The organism is Streptomyces saintjeani, from assembly GCF_055409605.1.
Window position 1 is genome coordinate 3,950,551 of sequence record NZ_CP189624.1, and the last position, 22,413, is coordinate 3,972,963.

General features: G+C 71.9%; 21 protein-coding genes. 10 read left to right on the forward strand and 11 right to left on the reverse strand.

Annotation, left to right across the window (positions count from 1 at the left end; all coding sequences use genetic code 11):
- Window positions 1-12: 12 nt before the first annotated feature.
- From ACQCO7_RS17805 to galU, 5 genes are all read right to left on the reverse strand, one after another.
- Entirely contained in the window at window positions 13-633 is a 621-nt protein-coding gene (locus ACQCO7_RS17805) for a GNAT family N-acetyltransferase (protein WP_010354981.1), read from the reverse strand.
- A gap of 26 nt (window positions 634-659) precedes the next feature.
- Window positions 660-1,190, reverse strand: a complete 531-nt coding sequence (locus ACQCO7_RS17810; RefSeq protein ID WP_464072777.1) for a MogA/MoaB family molybdenum cofactor biosynthesis protein — start codon at window positions 1,188-1,190, stop codon at window positions 660-662.
- Window positions 1,187-1,666 carry a cyclic pyranopterin monophosphate synthase MoaC gene (moaC, locus tag ACQCO7_RS17815; RefSeq protein WP_010354983.1) on the reverse strand — a complete coding sequence of 160 codons (480 nt, stop codon included), beginning with the start codon at window positions 1,664-1,666 and terminating at the stop codon, window positions 1,187-1,189. Before moaC ends, ACQCO7_RS17810 begins: the two co-directional genes overlap by 4 nt.
- A gap of 110 nt (window positions 1,667-1,776) precedes the next feature.
- Window positions 1,777-3,102 (reverse strand): molybdotransferase-like divisome protein Glp, encoded by a 1,326-nt coding sequence (gene glp / locus ACQCO7_RS17820; protein WP_464072778.1) that lies wholly within the window; start codon window positions 3,100-3,102, stop codon window positions 1,777-1,779.
- Entirely contained in the window at window positions 3,099-4,010 is a 912-nt protein-coding gene (galU, locus tag ACQCO7_RS17825; RefSeq protein WP_409115169.1) for a UTP--glucose-1-phosphate uridylyltransferase GalU, read from the reverse strand. The genes glp and galU overlap by 4 nt, the downstream gene beginning before the upstream one ends.
- A gap of 93 nt (window positions 4,011-4,103) precedes the next feature.
- On the opposite strand from galU, the gene ACQCO7_RS17830 reads away from it, so the two are divergent.
- Window positions 4,104-4,730, forward strand: coding sequence for a 5-formyltetrahydrofolate cyclo-ligase (locus ACQCO7_RS17830; protein ID WP_464072779.1), 627 nt, complete (start codon window positions 4,104-4,106; stop codon window positions 4,728-4,730).
- Between the two features lie 134 nt (window positions 4,731-4,864).
- On the opposite strand, the gene ACQCO7_RS17835 is transcribed toward ACQCO7_RS17830, so the two are convergent.
- On the reverse strand, window positions 4,865-7,648 hold the full coding sequence (locus ACQCO7_RS17835; protein ID WP_464072780.1) for a penicillin acylase family protein: 2,784 nt from the start codon (window positions 7,646-7,648) through the stop codon (window positions 4,865-4,867).
- Between the two features lie 268 nt (window positions 7,649-7,916).
- On the opposite strand from ACQCO7_RS17835, the gene ACQCO7_RS17840 reads away from it, so the two are divergent.
- From ACQCO7_RS17840 to mscL, 6 genes are all read left to right on the forward strand, one after another.
- On the forward strand, window positions 7,917-9,431 hold the full coding sequence (locus ACQCO7_RS17840; protein WP_464077227.1) for a potassium/proton antiporter: 1,515 nt from the start codon (window positions 7,917-7,919) through the stop codon (window positions 9,429-9,431).
- A 229-nt stretch (window positions 9,432-9,660) separates the two neighbouring features.
- Entirely contained in the window at window positions 9,661-10,938 is a 1,278-nt protein-coding gene (locus tag ACQCO7_RS17845; protein WP_464072781.1) for an MFS transporter, read from the forward strand.
- Window positions 10,939-11,005: 67 nt separating this feature from the next.
- On the forward strand, window positions 11,006-11,311 hold the full coding sequence (locus ACQCO7_RS17850; protein WP_409115173.1) for an FmdB family zinc ribbon protein: 306 nt from the start codon (window positions 11,006-11,008) through the stop codon (window positions 11,309-11,311).
- A gap of 73 nt (window positions 11,312-11,384) precedes the next feature.
- A complete protein-coding gene (locus ACQCO7_RS17855) occupies window positions 11,385-12,218 on the forward strand; it encodes an S-methyl-5'-thioadenosine phosphorylase (protein ID WP_464072782.1) in 834 nt (277 codons plus the stop codon).
- 202 nt (window positions 12,219-12,420) lie between these two features.
- Window positions 12,421-12,993 (forward strand): hypothetical protein, encoded by a 573-nt coding sequence (locus ACQCO7_RS17860; RefSeq protein WP_464072783.1) that lies wholly within the window; start codon window positions 12,421-12,423, stop codon window positions 12,991-12,993.
- 141 nt (window positions 12,994-13,134) lie between these two features.
- Window positions 13,135-13,611 carry a large conductance mechanosensitive channel protein MscL gene (mscL, locus tag ACQCO7_RS17865; protein WP_010350104.1) on the forward strand — a complete coding sequence of 159 codons (477 nt, stop codon included), beginning with the start codon at window positions 13,135-13,137 and terminating at the stop codon, window positions 13,609-13,611.
- Window positions 13,612-13,682: 71 nt separating this feature from the next.
- Here the strand turns inward: mscL and ACQCO7_RS17870 are convergent, their stop codons facing one another.
- Entirely contained in the window at window positions 13,683-13,865 is a 183-nt protein-coding gene (locus tag ACQCO7_RS17870; RefSeq protein WP_464072784.1) for a hypothetical protein, read from the reverse strand.
- A 79-nt stretch (window positions 13,866-13,944) separates the two neighbouring features.
- Between ACQCO7_RS17870 and ACQCO7_RS17875 the strand changes: the two genes are divergently transcribed.
- From ACQCO7_RS17875 to ACQCO7_RS17885, 3 genes are all read left to right on the forward strand, one after another.
- Complete coding sequence (locus ACQCO7_RS17875) at window positions 13,945-15,174, forward strand: low temperature requirement protein A (protein ID WP_464072785.1); 1,230 nt, start codon at window positions 13,945-13,947, stop codon at window positions 15,172-15,174.
- Between the two features lie 143 nt (window positions 15,175-15,317).
- Window positions 15,318-16,340 carry a P1 family peptidase gene (locus ACQCO7_RS17880; protein WP_464072786.1) on the forward strand — a complete coding sequence of 341 codons (1,023 nt, stop codon included), beginning with the start codon at window positions 15,318-15,320 and terminating at the stop codon, window positions 16,338-16,340.
- A 352-nt stretch (window positions 16,341-16,692) separates the two neighbouring features.
- Window positions 16,693-17,439 (forward strand): DUF6227 family protein, encoded by a 747-nt coding sequence (locus tag ACQCO7_RS17885; protein WP_010350100.1) that lies wholly within the window; start codon window positions 16,693-16,695, stop codon window positions 17,437-17,439.
- A 20-nt stretch (window positions 17,440-17,459) separates the two neighbouring features.
- Here the strand turns inward: ACQCO7_RS17885 and ACQCO7_RS17890 are convergent, their stop codons facing one another.
- The 4 genes from ACQCO7_RS17890 to ACQCO7_RS17905 all read right to left on the reverse strand — a co-directional run bounded on the left by ACQCO7_RS17890 (window position 17,460) and on the right by ACQCO7_RS17905 (window position 22,202).
- Window positions 17,460-17,741, reverse strand: a complete 282-nt coding sequence (locus tag ACQCO7_RS17890) for a hypothetical protein (protein WP_464072787.1) — start codon at window positions 17,739-17,741, stop codon at window positions 17,460-17,462.
- Between the two features lie 225 nt (window positions 17,742-17,966).
- Complete coding sequence (locus ACQCO7_RS17895) at window positions 17,967-19,991, reverse strand: PTS fructose transporter subunit IIABC (protein WP_464072788.1); 2,025 nt, start codon at window positions 19,989-19,991, stop codon at window positions 17,967-17,969.
- A 361-nt stretch (window positions 19,992-20,352) separates the two neighbouring features.
- On the reverse strand, window positions 20,353-21,300 hold the full coding sequence (gene pfkB, locus ACQCO7_RS17900; RefSeq protein WP_464077228.1) for a 1-phosphofructokinase: 948 nt from the start codon (window positions 21,298-21,300) through the stop codon (window positions 20,353-20,355).
- 140 nt (window positions 21,301-21,440) lie between these two features.
- Window positions 21,441-22,202 carry a DeoR/GlpR family DNA-binding transcription regulator gene (locus ACQCO7_RS17905; RefSeq protein WP_464072789.1) on the reverse strand — a complete coding sequence of 254 codons (762 nt, stop codon included), beginning with the start codon at window positions 22,200-22,202 and terminating at the stop codon, window positions 21,441-21,443.
- Window positions 22,203-22,413 lie beyond the last annotated feature (211 nt).

Consider the following 22,413-nt stretch of genomic DNA (forward strand, 5'->3'; position numbering starts at 1 on the left):
TCGAACACGTATTCAATTTCCCGGTCCGGTGTGATGTCCCGGCGCGCGATGCCGGTCGTACGAGCGGCGCCAGCGGTTCAGGAGCCCTTCGGGTACTTCTTCGGAGGTGAGTGCGAACACGAGGTGGTCGCGCCAGGCGCCGTCGATGTGCAGATAACGAGGTCTGAGGCCCTCCTCCCGGAATCCGAGTTTCTCCACCACGCGGCGGCTCGGGCCGTTCTCGGGGCGAATGCAGACCTCGATGCGGTGCAGTCCCACGGTGCGGAAACAGTGGTCGACGACGAGCGCGACGGACGTCGGCATGACCCCGCGCCCGGCCACGGACTCGTCGACCCAGTACCCGACGTGCCCGGAGCACATGGAGCCCCAGGTGATGCCGGCGACCGTCAACTGGCCGACCAGGCGCCCCTGGTACTCGATGACGAACGGCAGCATGCGGCCCGCGTTCGCCTCGGAGCGCAGGTGGCGGACCATCTGGCGGTAGGTCGGCCGGTGCGCGAGAGGGCCGTTCGGCGCGGGCGGCGGGATCGTCGCCTCCCAGGGGCGCAGCCAGTCGCGGTTGCGCCGGTTGACCTCGCGCCAGGCGTTCTGGTCGCGGACCTTTATCGGCCGCAGGACGATGTCGCCGTCCACCAGCCGTGCGGGCCAGGTTGGGCTGTTCAGCTCGCACCCCCGGCTCTGGGGTGGTCGCCGCCGCGGATCTGGTCGACGGCGTGGACCAGGAGGGGTTCCAGGACGGCCAGTCCGTCCTTCACCCCGCCGGTGGAGCCCGGCAGGTTGACGACGAGCGTCCCGCGCGCGAGGCCGGCGAGTCCGCGGGAGAGCGCGGCGGTGGGGACCTTGTCGCGGCCGTAGGCGCGGATGGCCTCGGCGATGCCGGGGACCTCGCGGTCGAGGACCGCGCGGGTCGCCTCGGGGGTGCGGTCGGTGGGCGAGACGCCGGTGCCGCCGGTGGTGACGATGACGTCGTACCCGGCGTCCACGCCCGCGCGCAGGGCCGTCTCCACGGGGTCGCCGTCGGGGACGATCTGAGGGCCGTCCACGGCGAATCCGAGGGCGCGCAGGCCCTCGGCGACCAGCGGGCCGCCCTTGTCCTCGTAGACGCCCGCGGAGGCCCGGTTGGAGGCCGTCACGACCAGTGCGGAGTACGGCGCGAGCAACGCGCCGCCGGCGGACGGGGCGAGTGTCATGTCCTGCTCCAGTCGCCCGACTTGCCGCCCGTCTTCTGCTCCACGCGCACGTCCGTGATGACCGCTCCCTTGTCGACCGCCTTGACCATGTCGATCACGGTGAGCGCGGCGACGGAGACCGCGGTGAGGGCCTCCATCTCGACGCCCGTGCGGTCCGCCGTGCGGACCGTGGCGAGGATCTCCACGGCGTCGTCCGCGACCGACAGGTCCAGTGTCACACCGGACAGCGACAGCGGGTGGCACAGCGGGATCAGGTCCGGGGTGCGTTTGGCGCCCATGATGCCCGCGATGCGCGCCACGGCGAGCGCGTCGCCCTTGGGGACGCCCTCTCCGCGCAACAGCTCGACCACGCGCGGGGAGACGAGGACGCGGCCGGACGCGCGGGCGGTGCGGGCCGTCACGTCCTTGCCGGTCACGTCGACCATCCGGGCGGCGCCCGCCTCGTCGATATGCGTCAGTCGGTCCTGCGTGCTCATGCTGTGTGGCGCTCCCGGTCCGGGCCTGTTGTGCGCGACACGGTACTCCCCGGTCGGCGGGGACGACGGAACGGGACCGTCCTGCGGGCGGGCGCACCCGCGCGGGCGCCTCAGCCGAGGAGGACGACCTCGACGTCGGTGCCCGGCTCGACGTGGTCGACGTCCTCGGGGACGACGATCAGCGCGTCCGCGTGCGCGAGGGCGGCGACCAGGTGGGAACCGGCGCCGCCGACCGGGCTGACGGTGCCGTCGGCGCAGGTGGCGCGCAGGTACTGGCGACGGCCCGCCGGGGACTTGAGGGGTCTGTCGGCGGTGAGCCGCGCGCGCGTGGTGGGCCGGTGGAGGTCCGTGAGGCCCATCAGGGCGCGGATGGCGGGCCGGACGAACAGCTCGAAGGAGACGTACGACGAGACCGGGTTGCCGGGCAAGGCCAGCAGGGGCGTGTGGTCGGGGCCGACCGTGCCGAAGCCCTGGGGTTTGCCGGGCTGCATGGCGAGCGTGCGGAAGTCGACGCCCGCGCCCGCCTCGTCCTCGTCGGCGACGGACGACAGCGCCTCCTTGACGACGTCGTACGCGCCGACGCTGACGCCGCCGGTGGTCACCATCAGGTCGGCGCGGACCAGTTGGTCCTCGATGGTGGAGCGCAGCGTCTCGGGGTCGTCGGCGACCGCGCCCACGCGGTAGGCGATCGCTCCGGCGTCGCGGGCGGCGGCGGTGAGGGCGAAGCTGTTGGAGTCGAAGATCTGCCCGTCGGCCAGTTCCTCGCCGGGCTGGATCAGTTCGCTGCCGGTGGACAGGACGACCACGCGCGGGCGCGGGCGTACGCGGACGGTGCCCCGGCCGATCGCGGCGAGCAGGGCGATCTGCGGCGGCCCGAGGACCGTACCGGCGCTCAGCGCGCGGTCGCCCGCGCGGACGTCGCTGCCCTGCGCGCGTACGTGCGCACGGGCCTCGGCGGGCCGGTACACGCGGACGTGCCCGAAGGCGCCCTCCGGGGCGAGGCTGTGCGCGCGCATGGAGCCGACCGGGCCCTCACCGAGCCCGCCGTCGGTCCACTCGACGGGTACGACGGTCTCGGCGCCGGGCGGCAGGGGGGCGCCGGTCATGATGCGGGCGGCCTGGCCGGGGCCCACGTGCAGGAGGGCCGCCTGCTGTCCCGCCGCGACGTCCCCGACGACCTCCAGGGCGGCCGGGAACTCCTCGCTCGCGCCCGCGATGTCCGCGACCCGTACCGCGTACCCGTCCATGGAGCTGTTATCGAACGGCGGCAGGGAGACCGCGACCGTGACGTCCTCGACGAGGACGCAGCCCTGGGCGTCGAGGAGTTGCAGCTCGATGGGTTCGAGGGGGCGGACGGTCGCGAGGACGTCCTCAAGGTGCTCGTCCACGGACCAGGTGCGGTCCGGGGCGGCGGGGCGCGGTGCGGCGGTGCTCAACGCGGCTGCAACTCCTCGGTGACGTAACGGTGGAGCCAGGTCCGGAAGTCCGGTCCCAGGTCTTCACGTTCGCACGCGAGTCTGACAATGGCACGCAGGTAGTCGCCGCGGTCGCCGGTGTCATAGCGGCGGCCCTTGAAGACGACGCCGTGCACGGGGCCGCCGGCCGACTCGTCCTGGGCGAGCTGCTGGAGGGCGTCGGTGAGCTGGATCTCGCCCCCGCGCCCGGGTGCGGTGGTGCGCAGGATGCCGAAGACGGCCGGGTCGAGGACGTAGCGGCCGATGATCGCGTAGGCGGACGGGGCGTCCGCGGGCTCCGGCTTCTCGACGAGGCCGGTCACCTCGACGACGTCGGCGTCGGCGGTGGGCCGCACGGCCGCGCACCCGTAGAGGTGGATCTGCTCGGGCGCGACCTCCATGAGGGCGACGACGCTGCCGCCGTGCCGCTCCTGGACCTCGATCATGCGCTGGAGCAGGGGGTCGCGCGGGTCGATCAGGTCGTCGCCCAGGAGGACCGCGAAGGGCTCCTGGCCGACGTGCGGGGCCGCGCACAGCACCGCGTGGCCGAGGCCCTTGGGGTCGCCCTGGCGCACGTAGTGCATGGTCGCGAGGTCGCTGGACTCCTGGACCTTGGAGAGCCGGGCGGCGTCGCCCTTCTTCTGGAGCGCTGACTCGAGTTCGTAGTTGCGGTCGAAGTGGTCCTCAAGGGGCCGCTTGTTGCGGCCGGTGACCATGAGGACGTCGTCGAGACCGGCGGACACGGCCTCCTCGACCACGTACTGGATCGCGGGCTTGTCCACGACCGGCAGCATCTCCTTGGGCGTCGCCTTCGTCGCCGGCAGGAACCGGGTTCCGAGGCCGGCCGCGGGGATGACAGCCTTGCTGATCCTGGGGTGGGACTGAGTCATGGCGGTCACCCTATCCGGTGCTCTTGAGCGGAATCCGTGACACCGGATCATGGATGCTCATATGAGCGCATTCGAGACAGTGCGGAGTGGTGCATGAGCCTGACCGACGGCCCGGCGGCGTCCGGGAAGCGGGAGCTGCGACGGCAACTCCTCGCCGTACGCGCCGGGTTGACCCCCGACGACCTGCGGGGATCGGCCGACGCCCTGGCCGAACGCGCGCTGGAGCTGCCGGAGTTGGCGCACGCGCGCGCGGTGGCGGCGTACGTCTCCGTAGGGAGCGAGCCGGGCACGCTCGCGCTCCTGGACGCGCTGCGCGCGCGGGGCGTGCGCGTCCTGCTGCCCGCGCTGCTGCCGGACAACGACCTGGACTGGGGCCCGTACGACGGCGAGGGCTCCCTGGCGAGCGTCCGGCACGGGGGGCGGATGGCCCTCCTGGAGCCTGTCGGCGAGCGGCTCGGCCCGGACGCCGTGACGGGCGCCGACGTCGTCCTGCTGCCCGGCCTCGCGGTCGACGCGCGCGGGATGCGGCTGGGGCGCGGAGGGGGGTCGTACGACCGGGTGCTGGCGCGGCTGGAGCGGGCGGGGTCGGGTGCGGCTCTGGTGGTGCTCCTGTACGACGGTGAGGTGGTCGAGCGGGTGCCGGCGGAGGGGCACGACCGGCCGGTGCACGCGGTGGTGACGCCGTCGGGTGTACGTCGGTACGGCACTGTTTCGTCGTAACGCACTCGATCCGACGTAACGCATCCGAGGCGTCGCTACGGTCCCGTTCCGTCGTCCCGCTCGCCGGGAGCGGGGGAACGCGAAGGGGCCCTCCGCGCGGAGGGCCCCTTCGCGTCGTCAGTCGCGCGTGCGCGTCACGGCTTCAGCGTGAGGGTGTCGCTCGTGCTGTCGTCGACGGACTTCGACGTGAAGGACCAGTCGAGGAGTTCGCCGTCGGCCCACTTGCCGGTCTGGTCGGTGTAGTGGGCGCTGAAGGCGTGTCCGGAGGCGCCGGAGAGGTTGATCCACCTCGACTTGTCGAAGTCGTCGAGGTTGACGACCATCCGCATCGAGGGGACCCAGACGACGCCGTAGCCGCCGGCCGCGTTCCAGCCGGTCGCGTTGACCGCGGCCTCGCCGCCGCTGAGCTTCCAGGGGCCGCGGTTGAGGATGTACCGCAGGAAGTCGGGGCCTTCGGTGCCGAGGGTCTGGTTCTTCAGGAACAGCCGGTGCAGGCGGCCCCAGCTCCAGGTGTCCATGTCCTTGCCGAGCTTGGCCGTCAGCTCCCAGCGGGCGTCGATCAGCGCGCGCTTGAAGAGGCCGTCGCGGTCGACGGCTCCCGGGCGCGTGCCGGAGCGGGGCGTCGTCCACCAGGCGCTCTTGGGCTTGTCCATCAGGTCGCGCACGACCTCGAACCAGCGGTCGCCGCCGTCGGGCTGTGCCTGGTCGGCGTCGCGCATGCCGCACTCGCGGACCTTCTGCGTGTCGTCGACAGGGCCGGTGGAGTTGACCGGATCGACCCACAGGCACTGTCCCTCGACGCGCAGTTCCTTGGGGAGCTTGTTGCCGAAGGCGAGCTTGAGGATGTTGCGCCACACGGCGTTGAAGTACGCGGCTGCGGCGGAGTCGGCGTCCTGGGTGTAGTCCCAGCCCTGGAGGAGCTTCTGGGCCTCGCGGACGTCCGGGTCGTCGAGGTCGATCTTCAGGAGCCTCGGCACGAGCAGCTTGGCGATCTCGCTGCTGCTGTCGAGCTGCATCTGACGCATGTCGTCGGTGGAGATCTTGCCGCCGCCCTCGATCTTCTGCTTGATCAGGTCGGTGATGCGCTGGCTGCGAGTGCCGTAGCCCCAGTCGGTGGTGAGCGTGTACGGGTAGTCGTCGGGGTCGACGACGGCCTGGTTGGCGGTGACGATGTAGCCGCGCTCGGGGTTGTACTCGTTGGGCAGCTGGTCGAACTTCAGGTAGCCCGTCCACGCGTACTTGGAGTCCCAGCCGGGGGCGGGGATGGAGCCGTCGTGGTTCTTCCCGCGCGTGGGGATCTTCCCCGGCAGCTGGTAGCCGATGTTGTTCTTGGTGTCGGCGTAGATCAGGTTCTGCGAGGGGACGTCGAAGAGCTTGGCGGCGTCGCGGAAGCTCTCCCAGCCGGTCGCCCTGTTCATCGCGAAGACGGCGTCCATGGTGGTGCCGGGTTCGAGGGCGGTCCACTTCAGGGCGACGCCGTAGCCGTCGCCGCGGTCCGGCGCCGAGGAGGTGACGCCGGCCTTCTTGCCGACCTCGACGAGTTCGTCGTTGCGGTCGGACAGCAGGGGCATGCCGTCCTCGGTCTGCCGTACGACGATCTTCTTGGCGTCGGAGCCGGCGACCTTGATGGTCTCCTCGCGCGTGGTGAACGGGCGGACCTTGCCGTCGTACTCGTAGCCGTCGCCGGTGATCTTCTCCAGGTAGAGGTCGGTGACGTCGACGCCGGAGTTGGTCATGCCCCAGGCGATGTTCTGGTTGTGGCCGATGACGACGCCCGGCATGCCCGCGAAGGTGTAGCCGGTGACGTCGTACTGGCAGGTCGCGGAGACGCTGCGGCAGTGCAGGCCCATCTGGTACCAGACGGAGGGCAGCGAGGCCGTCAGGTGCGGGTCGTTGGCCAGGAGCGGCTTGCCGGTGATCGTGTGCTTCCCGGCGACGACCCACGAGTTGGAGCCGATGCCGTTGCCGTTCACGCCGACGGCCGCCGGAAGGTCGTCGAGGACCCCGTTGAGGCCCGCCAGCTGGCCCTGGAGGGCCGAGGAGCCCTGGGTCGAGGTTCCGGAGCCCGAGCCGGTTCCCGAGCCCGTGGAGGAGCCGCTGGAGCTTCCGGAGGAAGAGCCGGAGTCGCCCTTCGGCCCGAACTCTCCGGTCAGTTCGTCGTACTGGCCTTCCTGGACGATCGCCTTGTTGCGGCTGTACGGGTACGCGGGGTACAGGTCGGCGATCTGCTGCGGGCCGAGGCGGCTGGTCATGAGGGCACGGTCGATCTCGTCCTTCATGTTGCCGCGCAGGTCCCAGGCCATCGCCTTGAGCCAGGACACCGAGTCGACGGGGGTCCACTCGGTCGGCTTGTAGTCGTTGGTGAAGCCGAGGGCCGCGTATTCGAGGGAGATGTCCTCGCCGGACTTGCCCTTCAGGTACGCGTTGACCCCCTTGGCGTACGCCTGGAGGTACTTCTTCGTGGCGGCCGACAGGACCTTGTCGTACTCCTCCTTGGCGACGCGGTCCCAGCCCAGGGTGCGCAGGAATTCGTCGTTCTCGACCTGGCCCTTGCCGAACATCTCCGACAGGCGGCCGGAGGTCATGTGGCGGCGTACGTCCATCTCGTAGAACCGATCCTGCGCCTGGACGTAGCCCTGCGCCATGAACAGGTCCGCGTCGGAGGAGGCGTAGATCTGCGGGATGCCGTAGCCGTCGCGCTTCACCTCGACCGGACCGGACAGCCCGTCCAGCTTGATCTCGCCCGACGTCTGCGGGAACGAGGCCCGGACCGTGCTGACGGACCAGTACCCGCCGTAGGCGATTCCCCCGATCACCGCCAGGACCAGGACGATCACGATCAGGCGGGCTTTGCGCCCCTTTTTCCTGCCGGACTTGCCGGGCTTGTCACCCGTTGTGGCGGTGGTATTCGGGGGCATCGCTGTCCTTGCTGTCCTAACGCGAGCGGCAGGTCGGGCTGTGACTTTGAATGAACGCTGGAGCAACCATAGGCGCAGGGTCTGGCGCCACTTGACTCGGAGTCGGGAACGCGGACGCGTGAGCGCCGGTCCACACCTCGGCGAGCGTCAAGAAATCGTCAAGAGTTAGGTAAGGTAACGAAGTAATTGGCTGTACGGCACCGTCCTTCCTGTCCGATGTGTTCGTGCACCCTTCCGCCAGCCACCTCGCCAGACAAGGAATCCGCCGCTGACCGTCCACCACCTCAACCAGCTCCTGCTCGTCTGCTCGCTCGTCCTGCTCGTCGCCGTCGCGGCCGTACGGATCTCCTCGCGCAGCGGGCTCCCCAGCCTGCTCGTGTACCTGGGGATCGGCGTCCTCATGGGCCAGGACGGCATCGGCGACATCCACTTCAGCAACGCCGAGATGACCCAGGTCATCGGGTACGCGGCCCTGGTCGTGATCCTCGCCGAGGGCGGTCTGGGGACGAAGTGGAAGGAGGTCGGGCCCGCGCTGCCCTCGGCCTCCGCGCTGGCGCTCGGCGGGGTCGCGGTGAGCGTCGGGGTGACGGCGACGGCCGCGCACTACCTGGTGGGCCTGGAGTGGCGGCAGGCGCTGATCATCGGCGCGGTGGTGTCGTCGACGGACGCGGCGGCGGTCTTCTCCGTCCTGCGGCGCATCCCGCTGCCCGCGCGCGTGACGGGCACGCTGGAGGCCGAGTCGGGGTTCAACGACGCCCCGGTCGTCATCCTGGTGGTCGCGTTCTCGACAGCGGGTCCCGTCGAGCACTGGTACGTGCTGCTCGGCGAGATAGCCCTGGAGCTGGCCATCGGCGCGGCGATCGGCCTGGCGGTCGGCTTCGCGGGCGCGTGGGGCCTTCGGCACATCGCGCTGCCCGCCTCCGGCCTCTACCCGATCGCCGTCATGGCCATCGCCGTCACCGCGTACGCGGGCGGCGCGCTCGCGCACGGCAGCGGCTTCCTCGGCGTCTACCTGGCCTCGATGGTGCTCGGCAACGCGAAGCTGCCGCACTGGCCCGCCACGCGCGGGTTCGCCGAAGGGCTCGGCTGGATCGCCCAGATCGGCATGTTCGTGCTGCTCGGCCTGCTGGTCACGCCGCACGAACTGGGCGACGACTTCGCGCCCGCGCTGATCATCGGGCTGGTCCTGACCATGGTCGCGCGCCCGCTGAGCGTCCTGCTGTGCCTGCTGCCGTTCCGGGTGCCCTGGCAGGAGCAGACGCTGATGTCCTGGGCGGGGCTGCGCGGCGCGGTGCCCATCATCCTGGCGACGATCCCGATGGTGAACGGCGTCGACGGCAGCCAGCGGATCTTCAACATCGTCTTCGTGCTGGTCGTCGTCTACACGCTCGTCCAGGGCCCCACACTCCCCTGGCTCGCCCGCACCCTGCGCCTGGGCGACAACAGCGAGGCGACCGACCTGGGGATCGAATCGGCGCCCCTGGAGCGGCTGCGCGGTCATCTTCTGTCCGTCGCGATCCCGGAGGGGTCGAAGATGCACGGCGTCGAGGTCGGCGAACTGCGCCTGCCCGCGGGCGCGGCGGTCACCCTCGTCGTCCGCGACGACGCCTCCTTCGTGCCGTCCCCGACGACCGTCCTGCGGTACGGCGACGAGCTGCTCGTCGTCGCCACCGACCCCGTGCGGGACGCCGCCGAGAAGCGCCTGCGCGCGGTGGGCCACGGCGGCAAACTCGCCGGCTGGCTGGGGACGGACGGGAGACTCCCACCGCGGGCGAAGCGTTAACGACAGGTTTCGCGGTGCTCATTCTCACAGGCCACGAAGGGCTGTACGCCTGTACGATGAGCGCGCACCTAGATCGAACCAACTCTGTCTGAAGCAGAGCTGGCGCGACCGTATGGCGGCCGGAACGCCCTCCTGAAAGAGGGCGACGGTATCTACCGCAGCGCGCAAGAGGACAGCTCTCGGCGTCCCCGCGAGGGTCGCGCTACCAGGCGGCAGAAAGGCACGGGCCGTGGCATCCACGGTCACCAAGAAGTCGGCCGAAGGCCGTTCCGGATACGGACAGCTCCTGCGCACGCGCGGGGCGTGGACCTTCCTGCTGCCGGGCTTCGCGGCACGCCAGCCGTTCGCGATGCTCACCATTTCCATCGTGCTCCTCGTCCAGCACACCACCGGCTCGTACGGCGCGGCGGGTGCCGCGGCGGCCGTCACCGGTGTCTCCCTGGCCCTGTTCTCGCCCCTCAGCGGCCGTCTCGCCGACCGGTACGGGCAGCGGGCGGTTCTGCTGCCCGGCGTCGTCGTGCACGCGTTGGCGGGCCTCACGTTCACCGCCCTCGCGCTGGCCGACGCCCCCCTGTGGGCGCTGTTCGCGGCGGCCGTCCCCACGGGCGCCTCGGTGCCGCAGGTCGGGCCCATGGTGCGCGCGCGGTGGGGCGTGACGCTGAAGGACTCGCCCCTGATGCCGACGGCGGCGGCCTTCGAGTCCGTCACCGACGAGCTGACGTTCGTCGTCGGCCCGCTGCTGGCGACCGCCCTGTGCACCGCCGTCCACCCGGCCGCCGGGCTCGTCACGGAAGCCGCCCTGACGCTGGTCGGCGGGCTGCTGTTCGCCGCGCAGAAGAGCACCCAGCCGCCGGTCTCCGTCGCCGGGCACGCGCGCGTGGAGCACGCCTCCGCGCTGCGGATCCCCGGCGTGCGCGTGCTGATCGTCGCGTTCCTCGGCATCGGTTCCGTCTTCGGCGGGATGCAGGTGTCGCTGGCCGCGTTCAGCGAGTCGATCGGCGAACCCGGGCTGAACGGCGTCCTGTACGGCACGTTCGCCGCCGGCAACATGCTGTCGGGCGTCGTCTGCGGCGCGATCGTCTGGAAGGTCGCCCCGAGGCGCCGGCTGCTCGTCGCGTACGGCGCGCTCGCGCTGGTCGCCTCCGGGCTGTGGGCCGCGCACTCGGTGTTCCTGCTCGCCGGGCTCGGGCTGCTGGTCGGCGTGTGCATCGCGCCCGCGCTGATCACCGGTTACACCCTGGTCGAGGAGCTGGTCCCGGCGGGCGCGCGCACGGAGGCGTTCACGTGGATGACCGGTGCGGTCGCGCTGGGGCAGGCGGCGGCCGTCACGGTCGCCGGGCAGCTGGAGGACCGCTTCTGGGGCGGCTCCGGGTTCCTGGTGCCCCTGGGCGGCACGCTGCTGGCCCTGGTGACCGTCCTGGCGCTGCGTTCACGGCTGGCGTCGCCCTCGCGCGGGCGCACGGTGGCACGTGGCGTCGGTCACCGCGTGCCGGTGGCAGTGGACTGATCCTCGGGAATACGTCACTATGGACCATCGTTAGCACTCATCGAGTGAGAGTGCCAGGAGGAAGACAGTGCCGACCTACCAGTACCAGTGCACCGAGTGCGGCGAGGGCCTTGAGGCGGTGCAGAAGTTCACCGACGACGCCCTGACCGAGTGCCCCAGCTGCGGTGGCCGCCTGAAGAAGGTGTTCTCCGCCGTCGGCATCGTCTTCAAGGGCTCCGGCTTCTACCGCAACGACAGCCGCGGCTCGTCGTCGAGCAGCTCGCCCGCGTCGGCCAAGTCGTCGTCCTCCTCGTCCACCACGGACGCGAAGCCGTCGTCCGACGCGAAGCCCGCCTCGGACTCCAAGCCGTCCGCCGGCACCACCGCCGCCTGACGCACCTCGCTTCCGAAGGCCCCACCGTCCTCTCGACGGCGGGGCTTTCGTCGTAGCCGCTACTGTTCCGTGCATGACGAACGCAGAGATCGGCGTGATCGGCGGCTCCGGCTTCTACTCCTTCCTCGACGACGTCACCGAGATACAGGTCGACACTCCGTACGGGGCGCCCAGTGACTCCCTCTTCCTCGGCGAGGTCGCCGGACGGCGGGTCGCGTTCCTGCCCCGGCACGGGCGCGGGCACCATCTGCCGCCCCACCGGATCAACTACCGGGCCAACCTCTGGGCGTTGCGGTCCGTCGGGGCGCGGCAGGTGCTCGGGCCGTGCGCGGTGGGCGGGCTGCGGCCCGAGTACGGGCCCGGGACGCTGCTGGTCCCCGACCAGTTGGTGGACCGTACGAAGTCCCGGGCGAACACGTACTTCGACGGACTGCCGCTGCCCGACGGGACCGTGCCGAACGTCGTGCACGTCTCGCTGGCCGACCCGTACTGCCCGGCCGGGCGCGCGGTCGCGCTGAAGGCCGCCCGGGGGCGGGACTGGGAGGCCGTGGACGGCGGGACGCTGGCCGTGATCGAGGGGCCGCGCTTCTCGACGCGTGCCGAGTCGTTGTGGCATCGGGCCCAGGGGTGGTCGGTCGTGGGGATGACCGGGCATCCGGAGGCGGCGCTCGCCCGTGAACTGGAGCTCTGCTACACGTCGTTGACGCTCGTCACGGATCTGGACGCGGGGGCGGAGACGGGTGAGGGGGTGTCCCACGAGGAGGTGCTCGCCGTGTTCTCGGCGAATGTGGAGCGGCTGCGGGACGTGCTGTTCGACGTGGTGGCGGGGTTGCCGACGGCGGACGGGCGGGAGTGTCTGTGCGTGAACGCGCTGGGCGGGATGGATCCGGGGTTCGTGCTGCCTTAGCACTCCGGTGGCGGCGGCCGTGGTTTTCCCCAGGCCGTCGCCACGTTCGGGTGACGGGGTTTTCCACAGGGCCGGCGTTGTCCACAGGCCGCTGCGGAGGGTTGCGGGGCAGGTCATCGTGGATCTCGCAGGCCGGATGTGCGGCCTGTGCGGTCCGCCGGGGTGCCGGGCGGCCGTCCCTTCGTCGCCGGTGGTGATCCCCATGACCGTTCCGCCCTCTCCTTCCTCGTCCGACGTCTGCCCGGCCGGTGCGGACACTCCGGCCACCTGCGAGGTGCCGCACTTCTCGCCCGTGCGGGTGCGGGGTGCGGGGCATCTGCTGCGGCGGCTCGGGCGGCAGCGCCGGCGGGCACTGGCGCTGGGGCTCGCGGTCACCGCCGCGGCGCTCGTGGCGGCGGGGGCCCGGGGCGGCGGCCAGGACGCCGCCGAGCGGGCCCGTGGCCGCCCTCACGCCGCCCCTCCTCGCACCGCCGCCCCGCCTGGCAGGCCGGTCGCCGTCGGGACCGTGTCGGCGCCGGTGCGGATCGCCGACGCGGAGACGGTACGGCTGCTGCGGCCCGGCGACCGGGTCGACGTGATCGCCTCCGCGCAGACCGCGACGGACGGGGGCGAGGCCCGGGTCGTGGCGCGCGGGGCGCTGGTGTCGAAGGTGCCCGAGCCGCTGGGCGCGGGCGCGGACAGCGGGGCCCTGGTCGTCCTCTCCGTTCCTCGCGAGGCCGCCGCGCGACTGGCCGGCGCGGGGGTCACGCAGCGGCTGGCGGTGACGCTGTGGTGAGGGGCTTCGTCCGATATGTGTACGGTTCGCCGCCGTCAAGTCCCTCGTTCGAGCTACCGAATTGGACATGTACGCCTCGCTCTGACGTAAGTTGCGGAGCTGTTCGTTCCGCAGTCGGAGCAAGTGAGGAGTGTCACCGAGGTGAGCGAGAAGAAGGGGGCCGGTGTCTGGGACGGCTTCAAGGCCTTCCTGACGCGTGGCAACGTCGTCGATCTGGCAGTCGCGGTGGTCATCGGCGCCGCCTTCACGAACATCGTCAACTCGGTGGTGAAGGGCGTCATCAACCCGCTGGTGGGTGCGATCGGCACGAAGAACCTGGACAGCTACAGCACGTGCCTGAAGGAGCCGTGCAAGCTGGCGGCCGACGGCTCGCTGGAGAGCGGCGTCCTCATCCAGTGGGGGTCGGTGCTCGGGGCGACGCTGAGCTTCGTGATCACGGCCGCGGTCGTGTACTTCCTGATGGTGCTGCCGATGTCGAAGTACCTGGCGCGGCAGACCGCCCGGCAGAAGGCCAAGGAGGGCGCGCAGGAGGTCATCGAGGTCTCCGAGCTGGAGGTCCTCAAGGAGATCCGGGACGCTCTGGTCGCCCAGCGCGGTTCGGGGCACGACGGGCGGTAGGCGCGTTCCCCTCGGCCCTGCGGGCGGCGTCCGGCCGTGCCCGCGGGGCCGTCCGGCTTTTCCGGGGGGCCTCAGATGTGGTGGGGCGGCTTCTCGTCGAAGAAGCGCTTGAGGTCGGCCGCCGCGTCGCCGGTCGTCGTGGCGGACTCGCCCCAGCCGCGGTCCGTGTCGTCCGAGGACTGGCGGTCCAGAGGGTCGTCGAAGACCAGCGCGGCCTTCGGGTCACGGGGTTCGGCGGCGGAGGGGGTGCTCATCCCTCCAGGGTACGGGTCCCGGAGGGAACGGGGCGGGTCCGTCGTGCGGGGGAAAGCGGGGTCTGCTGTGCTGGTGGGCATGACGACCAGTTCGGTTCCTTCGGGTACTTCCTCCGGTGCCCCCGGCTCGCCTCGTCCGGGGCGGCCCGTACGGCGGCTCACCGCGCGCGGGCGCGACGAGGCGCACCGGGTGGCGTCGCCGCTGGAGCTGTTCTTCGACCTGTGCTTCGTGGTGGCGGTCGCGCAGGCGGGCGTCGGGCTGGTGCACGCCGTGGCGGAGGGGCACGCGGGGCAGGGGGTCATGCACTACGCGATGGTGTTCTTCTCCGTGTGGTGGGCCTGGATGAACTTCTCGTGGTTCGCCTCCGCGTACGACAACGACGACGTGCCGTACCGGGTCGTGACGCTCGTCCAGATCGCGGGCGTGCTGGTGCTGGCGGCCGGGGTGTCACGGGCCTTCGACGGGCGGGACTTCCTGGTCGTGTGGCTCGGGTACCTGATCATGCGGCTGGCGATGGTCGCGCAGTGGCTGAGAGCGGCGGTGTCGACGGCCGGCGCGGAGCGGGCCGTGGCGCTGCGGTACGCCCTGGGGGTGCTGGCGTGCCAGGTGGGGTGGCTGGGGCTGCTCGTGTTCCCCGAGGACGCGCGGGCGTGGGTGTTCCTCGTGATGGTGGTCGCCGAGCTGAGCGTGCCGGTGTTCGCGGAGCGGGACTTCCAGACCGCGTGGCATCCGCATCACATCGCCGAGCGGTACGGGCTGTTCACGATCATCGTGCTGGGCGAGACGATCGCGGCGGCGACGGTCGCGGTGAAGTCGGCGGTCGACGAGCACGACGCGCTGGGCGAGTTGGTGCCGATCGCCGCCGGTGGGCTGCTGATCGTGTTCGCCGCGTGGTGGATCTACTTCGTGGTGCCCGTCCACGGGCATCTGCGCTCCAACCGGCAGGCGTTCCTGTGGGGGTACGGCCACTACCTCGTCTTCGCGTCGGCCGCCGCGATCGGGGCGGGGCTCGAAGTGGGGGTGGAGGAGGCGGTCGGGAAGGCGCACATCTCCGCTGTGGCGGCAGCGGCGGCCGTGACCGTGCCGACGGCGCTGTATCTGGTGACCGTGTGGGCGTTGCACTCCCGGCACTTCAAGGTGGGGCTCGCGCAGCAGGCGGTGTTGCCGGGGGCTGCGGTGCTGGTGCTGTGCTGCACGTTTCTGGGGCGGTGGGGGGTGCTTGCGGCTGGGGTGGTGGCGGGGCTCACGGTGGTGACGGGGACGATGCTGACCGCGCGGATGGTGGCTCGGGAGGGGGCTGTGGGATGAGGGGGTTGTGCGTGCGGGGCGGCTGCGGCGGGGGCGCGGGAGGTTTGGGGGTGGGTCGGGGGTGCCGGTGGGGGCAGGTGCAGGGGGGAAGAGGGGCGGTTGTGGTGTGCGGGGTGGGTGTTGGGTGAAGGGAGACTGGCCGTATGACAGTTGACGCTTTGACTGACGTTGCCGGGATTCGGGTTGGGCATGCCACTCGGGTCGGGGGTGGGTGGTTGACCGGGACGACCGTCGTGCTTGCGCCGGAGGGGGGTGCGGTGGGGGCCGTCGATGTGCGTGGGGGTGGGCCGGGGACGAAGGAGACCGACGCGCTGGATCCTCGGAACGTGGTGCGGCGGGTTGAGGCGGTCGTGCTCACCGGGGGGAGCGCGTACGGGCTCGACTCCGCGTCCGGGGTGATGGGCTGGCTGGAGGAGCGGGGGCGGGGGGTTCGGGTGGGGCCCGAGGTGGGGCATGTGGTGCCGGTCGTGCCTGCCGCGTGTGTGTTCGATCTGGGGCGGGGTGGGGATTTTCGGGCCCGGCCCGATGCGGGGATGGGGCGGGCTGCGGTCGAGGCCGCCGCGGCGAGCGGGGTCGGGGCGCCGGTCGTCGAGGGGTGTGTCGGGGCGGGTACGGGGGCTGTTGCCGGGGTGTTGAAGGGGGGTGTCGGGACCGCCGGGGTGCGGTTGCCGTCCGGGGGCACGGTGGGGGCGCTGGTCGTGCTCAACGCGGCGGGGTCCGTGGTGGAGCCTGGGACCGGGGCGTTGTACGGGGAACTGGTGCTGGGGCGGGGGGAGTTGCCCGAAGCTCGGGTGCATGAGGCTGCGCGGGCCCGGATGGCCGAGTGTGCTGCCGCGTACGCCCCTCCGCCGCTCAACACGACGCTGGCCGTCGTCGCCACGGACCTCGCCCTGTCCAAGGCACAGGCCCAGAAGTTGGCGGGGGTTTCCCATGACGGGATCGCCCGGGCCGTTCGTCCTGTGCATCTGCTGAACGACGGGGACACGGTGTTCGCGCTGGCCACGGGGGCTCGGGCGCTGGACGAGGGGGATCCGTTGGCGTTGAACGAGGTGCTGGAGGCGGGGGCGGATGCTGTGACTCGGGCGATCGTGAGGGCTGCGCGGGCGGCGGAGTCGGTGGAGGGGGTGGGGGGTGTGTGGCCTTCGTATCGGGAGTTGTACGGGTGAGGGGTGCGGGCGTAGGTGCGGGGCGCGGGAAGGGGGTGGGGGCGTTGGCGCTTGCCCGTGCTGGCGGGGTGCCGCTGCGGGCAACGGAGGGCGGGTGCGGCGCGGCCGTCCGCCGGGTGTGCGGGTCGGTGGGGTGCGGTGTGGCGGACCGTAGTCGGCTAGGTCTGGGCGGGCCCGTAGGGGCGTATGGGTGTGGGGTGGGGTTTTCGTGGTTTGTCTGGGTGGGGGGAACTTCTTGGGGTGAGGCTGCGTTTTATCGGGCATACGTTTTGCCGTTCGCCGGGCGCGGTGTCCGGGTGAGGGGCTACCGTATGCACCCACAAGGTGACATGCAGCAACGCCGGGAGAAACCTTGAGCGTTCCGTACGAGATGGCGGCGTACGAACCATTTGAGTCGCCGGAGTCCCCGGAGGAGCACCTCGCGCGGCTCCTCGGGCGGGCCCTGAACTCCTTCGAGCTCGCCGACGAGGTGCTGAGGCAGCTCGACTGCGCGCTGGCGCACGACAGTTCGCTGCACTCCGCGCACCACAGCGCGGGGCTGCACCGGGAGACGTACCGGCACACGTGGCTGCTCGCGGACGGTACGGCGCTCACGCTGTGGGAGCTGGTGCACAACATCACGGCCGGCGGGGAGTCGCAGCACGAGGTGTACGCCGAGCCGGAGGAGTTGCGGGAGGCGACCTCGCGGCTGCCGTTACCCCTGGACTCGCCGGAGTTCGAGCTGCCGGTGTCCGTGCAACTGGCGGCCATGCCGGTGCCTCGGCACATGTACGTGCGGGGGGATTCCGCCGATCACGTACGGCGGTTGCTGCGGCGGGCGGAGAACTCCGACCGGCCGGGGCGGGAGTTGGTGGAGCGGGTGTCCGCGGCGTCGGCGTACGAGATCACCCAGGCGTTCGGGCGGCCCTGCCGGGCGGGGCGGGCGGGGATCGGGTTCGCGCTGTACGAGCACGCGTTCCTGCTGGCCGACGGGGAGGAGGTGTCGCTGTGGGAGGTGGAGCACACGGTGACGCCGGACGGGCGGCACATGTGTGAGGTGTACGCGACGGAGGAGGAGGCGCGGGCGGGCATGGAGCGGCGGGCCGCGCAACTGTCGTAGCTGTGTCGGGGGTTGGCTCTTCAGCGGTCGTCCGCCAAGCGGCGGACCAACGTCGCGAAGGCATGCTCCTCCGCCGGCGTGAGGGGGGCCGATTCCGCTGCGGGGCCCGTGCGGCGTTGGCGTGGGAGCGCGGGGAGGCCGTCGGGGCGGCGGACCAGCGGGGTGGTGCGCAGGAGGGGGCCGTACGGCTGGTGCGGGCGGGGGCGGCGGAGGGTGCGGGTCAGGACGGTCAACCAGGCCAGGGCCGCGAGGGTGAGGGTGGTCAGGGCTGCCAGTTGGGGGAGGGTGAGGTTCGCGGGCATGGGAACCAGTAGACACCACGAATCGTTACCTTTGTGGCGGATCGTGACGGATCTCGCAGGGCTCGCGGGGGGTATTGAATGCGCGTGTGGGGCTTGGGAGTTGTGAAGGGCGCGTGGGGCGGTCGGGGGGCGTGCGAGGGGGTGTTCGGCGGAGCGTCCGAGCGGGGAAAAGCCTCGGCCGCGGCCCGATTCGGGGGGCCGCGGCCGAGGAGTGGGGTGGGGGGGCTACGCCGCTATCGGGTGCTTGCGGTCGGTGGGCCGGGTGAGGGGTTCCTCGGGCTGAGGGGCCGCCGGGGTCGCTTTGCGCAGGCCCTTCAGGAGGATCACCAGGGCGGTGGTGATGGCCACGCCCGCCGCCAGGGCGATCAGGTAGAGGAAGGGGTTGCCGATCAGCGGGACCACGAAGATGCCTCCGTGCGGGGCGCGGAGTGTCGCGTCGAAGGCCATCGACAGGGCGCCCGTGGCCGCGCCGCCCACCATCGAGGCGGGGATGACGCGCAGGGGGTCGGCCGCGGCGAACGGGATCGCGCCCTCCGAGATGAACGACGCGCCCAGTACCCACGCCGCTTTGCCGTTCTCGCGTTCCGTCTCCGTGAAGAGCTTCGCGCGGAGCGTCGTCGCGAGGGCCATCGCCAGCGGCGGGACCATGCCGGCGGCCATCACCGCGGCCATGACCTTCATCGCCGAGTCACTGGGGTCGGTGACGGCGATGCCGGCCGTGGCGAAGGTGTACGCGACCTTGTTGACCGGCCCGCCGAGGTCGAAGCACATCATCAGGCCGAGGAGCGCGCCCAGCAGGATCGCGTTGGAGCCGGTGAGGCCGTTCAGCCAGTCGGTCATGCCCTTCTGCGCGGACGCGATCGGCTTGCCGATCACCACGAACATCAGGAACCCGACGATCGCCGTGGAGATCAGCGGGATCACCACCACCGGCATGATGCCGCGCAGCGCCGCAGGGATCTGCACCTTCTGGATGCCGATCACCACGCCGCCCGCGAGGAGGCCCGCCGCGAGGCCGCCGAGGAAGCCGGCGTTGATGGTGGAGGCGATCATGCCGCCGACGAAGCCGGGGACGAGGCCGGGGCGGTCCGCCATGCCGTACGCGATGTACCCCGCGAGGACCGGTACCAGGAAGCCGAAGGAGACGGCGCCGACCTGGAACAGCAGCGCCGCCCAGCTGTCGGCCTGGGTCCACAGGAAGTGGTCCATCACCGACGGCGCCTTGTTGATCTTGTAGCCGCCGATCGCGAAGCCGAGGGCGATCAGGAGACCGCCCGCCGCGACGAAGGGGACCATGTAACTCACGCCGGACATCAGCCACTTGCGCAGCTTCGTGCCGTATCCCTCCGTGGAGTCGCCCGCGCGCTCCACCGGGGTCGGCGCCGAACCCGTCGTCACCACTCCCCTGGCCGCCTTGTCCCTGACCTCGGCGATCAGCTCCGACGGGCGGTTGATGCCGGCCTTCACGCCGACGTCGACCGTCGGCTTGCCGGCGAAGCGGTCCTTGTCGCGGACCGGGACGTCGTGCGCGAAGATCACGCCGTCCGCGTCCGCGATGAGCTGCGGGTCGAGGCGGGTGAAGCCGGCGGAGCCCTGCGTCTCGACGGTGAGCTGTACGCCCGCCTCGCGGCCCGCGTTCTCCAGGGACTCGGCGGCCATGTACGTGTGGGCGATGCCGGTGGGGCAGGAGGTGACGGCGACGATGCGGAAGGGGGCATCCGGCGCGGCGGGTTCTGCCGCTGCGGCACCGGTGGAGGCCGCCACCGGTGCCGCAGCGGAGTCTTCGTCGGCGGCCAGGTCCTGCGGGGACCGGTCGCCGCGGATCAGGGCCGCCGCCGTCTCCGGGTTCCCGACCGCGCGCAGCGCGTCCGTGAACTCCGTGTTCATCAGCTGGCGGGCCAGCGCGGAGAGGATCGTGAGGTGGGCGTCGTCCGCGCCCGCCGGGGCGGCGATCAGGAAGATCAGGTCGGCGGGGCCGTCCGGGGCGCCGAAGTCGATGCCGGGGGTGGCCCGGCCGAAGGCCAGCGTCGGCTCCGTGACGTGGGCGCTGCGGCAGTGCGGGATGCCGATGCCGCCGTCCAGGCCGGTCGGCATCTGCGCCTCCCGCGCGGCGACGTCCGCGAGGAAGCCGTCCAGGTCGGTCACGCGGCCCTGGGTCACCATGCGGACGGCGAGAGATCGCGCCGCCGCTTCCTTGCTCTCGGCGGACAGGTCGAGGTCGACCAGGTCCGCGGTGATCATGTCGCTCATCGCGGGCTCCTTCGCACGCGTATCGCCAGTGGGGCGGGGGTGGAGTCGGGGACGGGGGTGGCGAGGGCCGCGGTTAACGACGGGCTCTGCCGCGTGGGGGCGAGGTGGGGTGGCCGAGGGGTGTGGGGTCCGGCGTCGAGGGGTGCCGTCGCGGGAGCACCGGCGCTCGCCCGCGCTCGCGGGGTGCCTCCCCCGGGCTCTTCGAGCGGGGAGGCGGGCGAGTGCGGGCCGGAGCGGGCGGCGCGGCGGGCCGCAGCCGTGCGCGGGCGGTGGAGCGGGTGCGGGTCGTGGAGCGGGTGCAGGCCGTGAAGCAGGTGCAGGCCGTGAAGCAGGTGCGGGTCCGCGACGCGTACGCGTGGGCTCATGACGTCGGCTCTCTCAGTTCGCGGTCCACCGGGACCGTCGACGTCAAGGTCACCGAGGACGGGTCCAGGTCGGCGGGCGTCGGCATGACGCTGCCCGGGAGCTGGACGGCTGCCGCGCCGTGGGCCACCGCCGAGGCGAGGGCGGCCGGGCCGGTGCCGCCGGCGATCAGGAAGCCGGCCAGGGAGGAGTCGCCCGCCCCTACGTTGCTGCGGACCGACGTGACCTGGGCCGTCGCGTGGTACGTGCCCGTCGCGTCCAGGAGGAGCTGGCCGTCGGCGCCCAGGCTGGCCAGGACCGCTCGGGCGCCCATGTCGCGGAGTTGTTCCGCCGCCTTGAGGGCGTCGCCGATCGTCCGCAGGGGGCGGCCCACCGCCTCCGACAGTTCCTCCGCGTTCGGCTTGACCACGTCCGGGCCCGCGCGGAGCGCCTCCAGGAGCGCCGGGCCCGAGGTGTCCAGGGCGATGCGGGCGCCCGCCTCGTGGGCCCGGGTGACCAACTCGGCGTACCAGGACGGGGACAGGCCCCTCGGGAGGCTGCCGCAGCAGGCGATCCAGTCCGCGTGGGCCGAGTGCTCGCGGACCGTCTCCAGGAGGAGTTCCTGTTCGGCGGGCGAGAGTTCGGGGCCGGGCGCGTTGATCTTCGTGAGGACGCCGTCCGACTCCGCGAGCGCGATGTTGGAACGGGTCGCGCCGGCCACGGGGACGGGCGCGACCTCGATGCCCTGCGCGTCGAGGAGGTTCGCGACGAGGGCGCCGGGGGCGCCGCCGAGGGGCAGGACCGCGACCGTACGGCGTCCCGCCGCCGCGACCGCGCGCGACACGTTGACGCCCTTGCCGCCGGGGTCCATGCGTTCGCCGGTGGCGCGGATGACCTCGCCCCGGTCGAGGGAGGGGACCTCGTAGGTGCGGTCGAGGGACGGGTTGGGGGTGACGGTGAGGATCATGCCGCTCTTACCGGTCGTACGGACGGTGTCTCGGGTGGGGTGGAGGGCGGGCGTGGCTCTCACGGCGTACGTGGCGCCTGAGTCGTACGTGGTGTCCGCGCCGTACGTGGTGCCCGCGCCGTCCCTCTCGTGCCTGGCGTTCATGCCCTCACCACCTCCGTCCCCGCGCCCTCGATCTGCGCCGTCTCCTCGTCGCCCAGGCCCTGGTCCGTGATCAGGAGGTCCACGTCCGTGAGGTCGCCGAAGCGGGCGAAGTGTTCCTGGGCGTGTTTGGCGGAGTCGGCGAGGAGGACGACGCGGCGGGCGGCGGCGATGGCCGCGCGCTTGACCGCGGACTCCGCGAGGTCGGGGGTGGTGAGGCCGTGGGCCGGGGAGAAGCCGTTCGCGGCGACGAAGAGGACGTCGGCGCGGATCTCGCCGTACGCCCGCAGGGCCCACGCGTCGACGGCCGCCCGCGTGCGGTGGCGGACCCGGCCGCCGACCAGGTGGAGCTGGATGCCGGGGTGGTCCGCGAGGCGCGCGGCGATGGGGAGGCTGTGGGTGACGACCGTGAGCGTGGCGTCGAGGGGGATCGCGGCGGCGAGGCGGGCGACCGTCGTACCGGCGTCCAGGATCAGCGTGCCGTCCGTGGGGAGTTCCGCGAGGGCCGCCTTCGCGATGCGGTCCTTCTCGTCGGCGGACGTGTACTCGCGCTCCGCCAGGTCCGGTTCGAAGTCCAGGCGGCCCACCGGTATCGCGCCGCCGTGCACCCTGCGGACGAGGCCCGCGCGGTCCAGGGACTTCAGGTCCCTGCGGATCGTCTCCGCCGTGACCTGGAACTCCTCGGCGAGCGAGACGACGTCCACACGGCCGCCGTCGCGGGCGAGGCGCAGGATCTCCTGCTGCCGTTCCGGTGCGTACATCGCTTCGCCTCCGAGGGGTCCGGTCCACGTCCGGTCATGTCCGCCTGATGCCCGAACTTGTGGTTTCGGTGGGAGGCTACGCCCAGATTTCCGGAAAGTAAACAGGTTCGGACTTCAATCGGGCATGATCGGACTTTCGGGCAGGTCAGGGGCGCCGGGGCCTTCCGCTCGGTTCCCGTCTAGGTCAGGTCCTGGCCTAGACGTGCGGCAT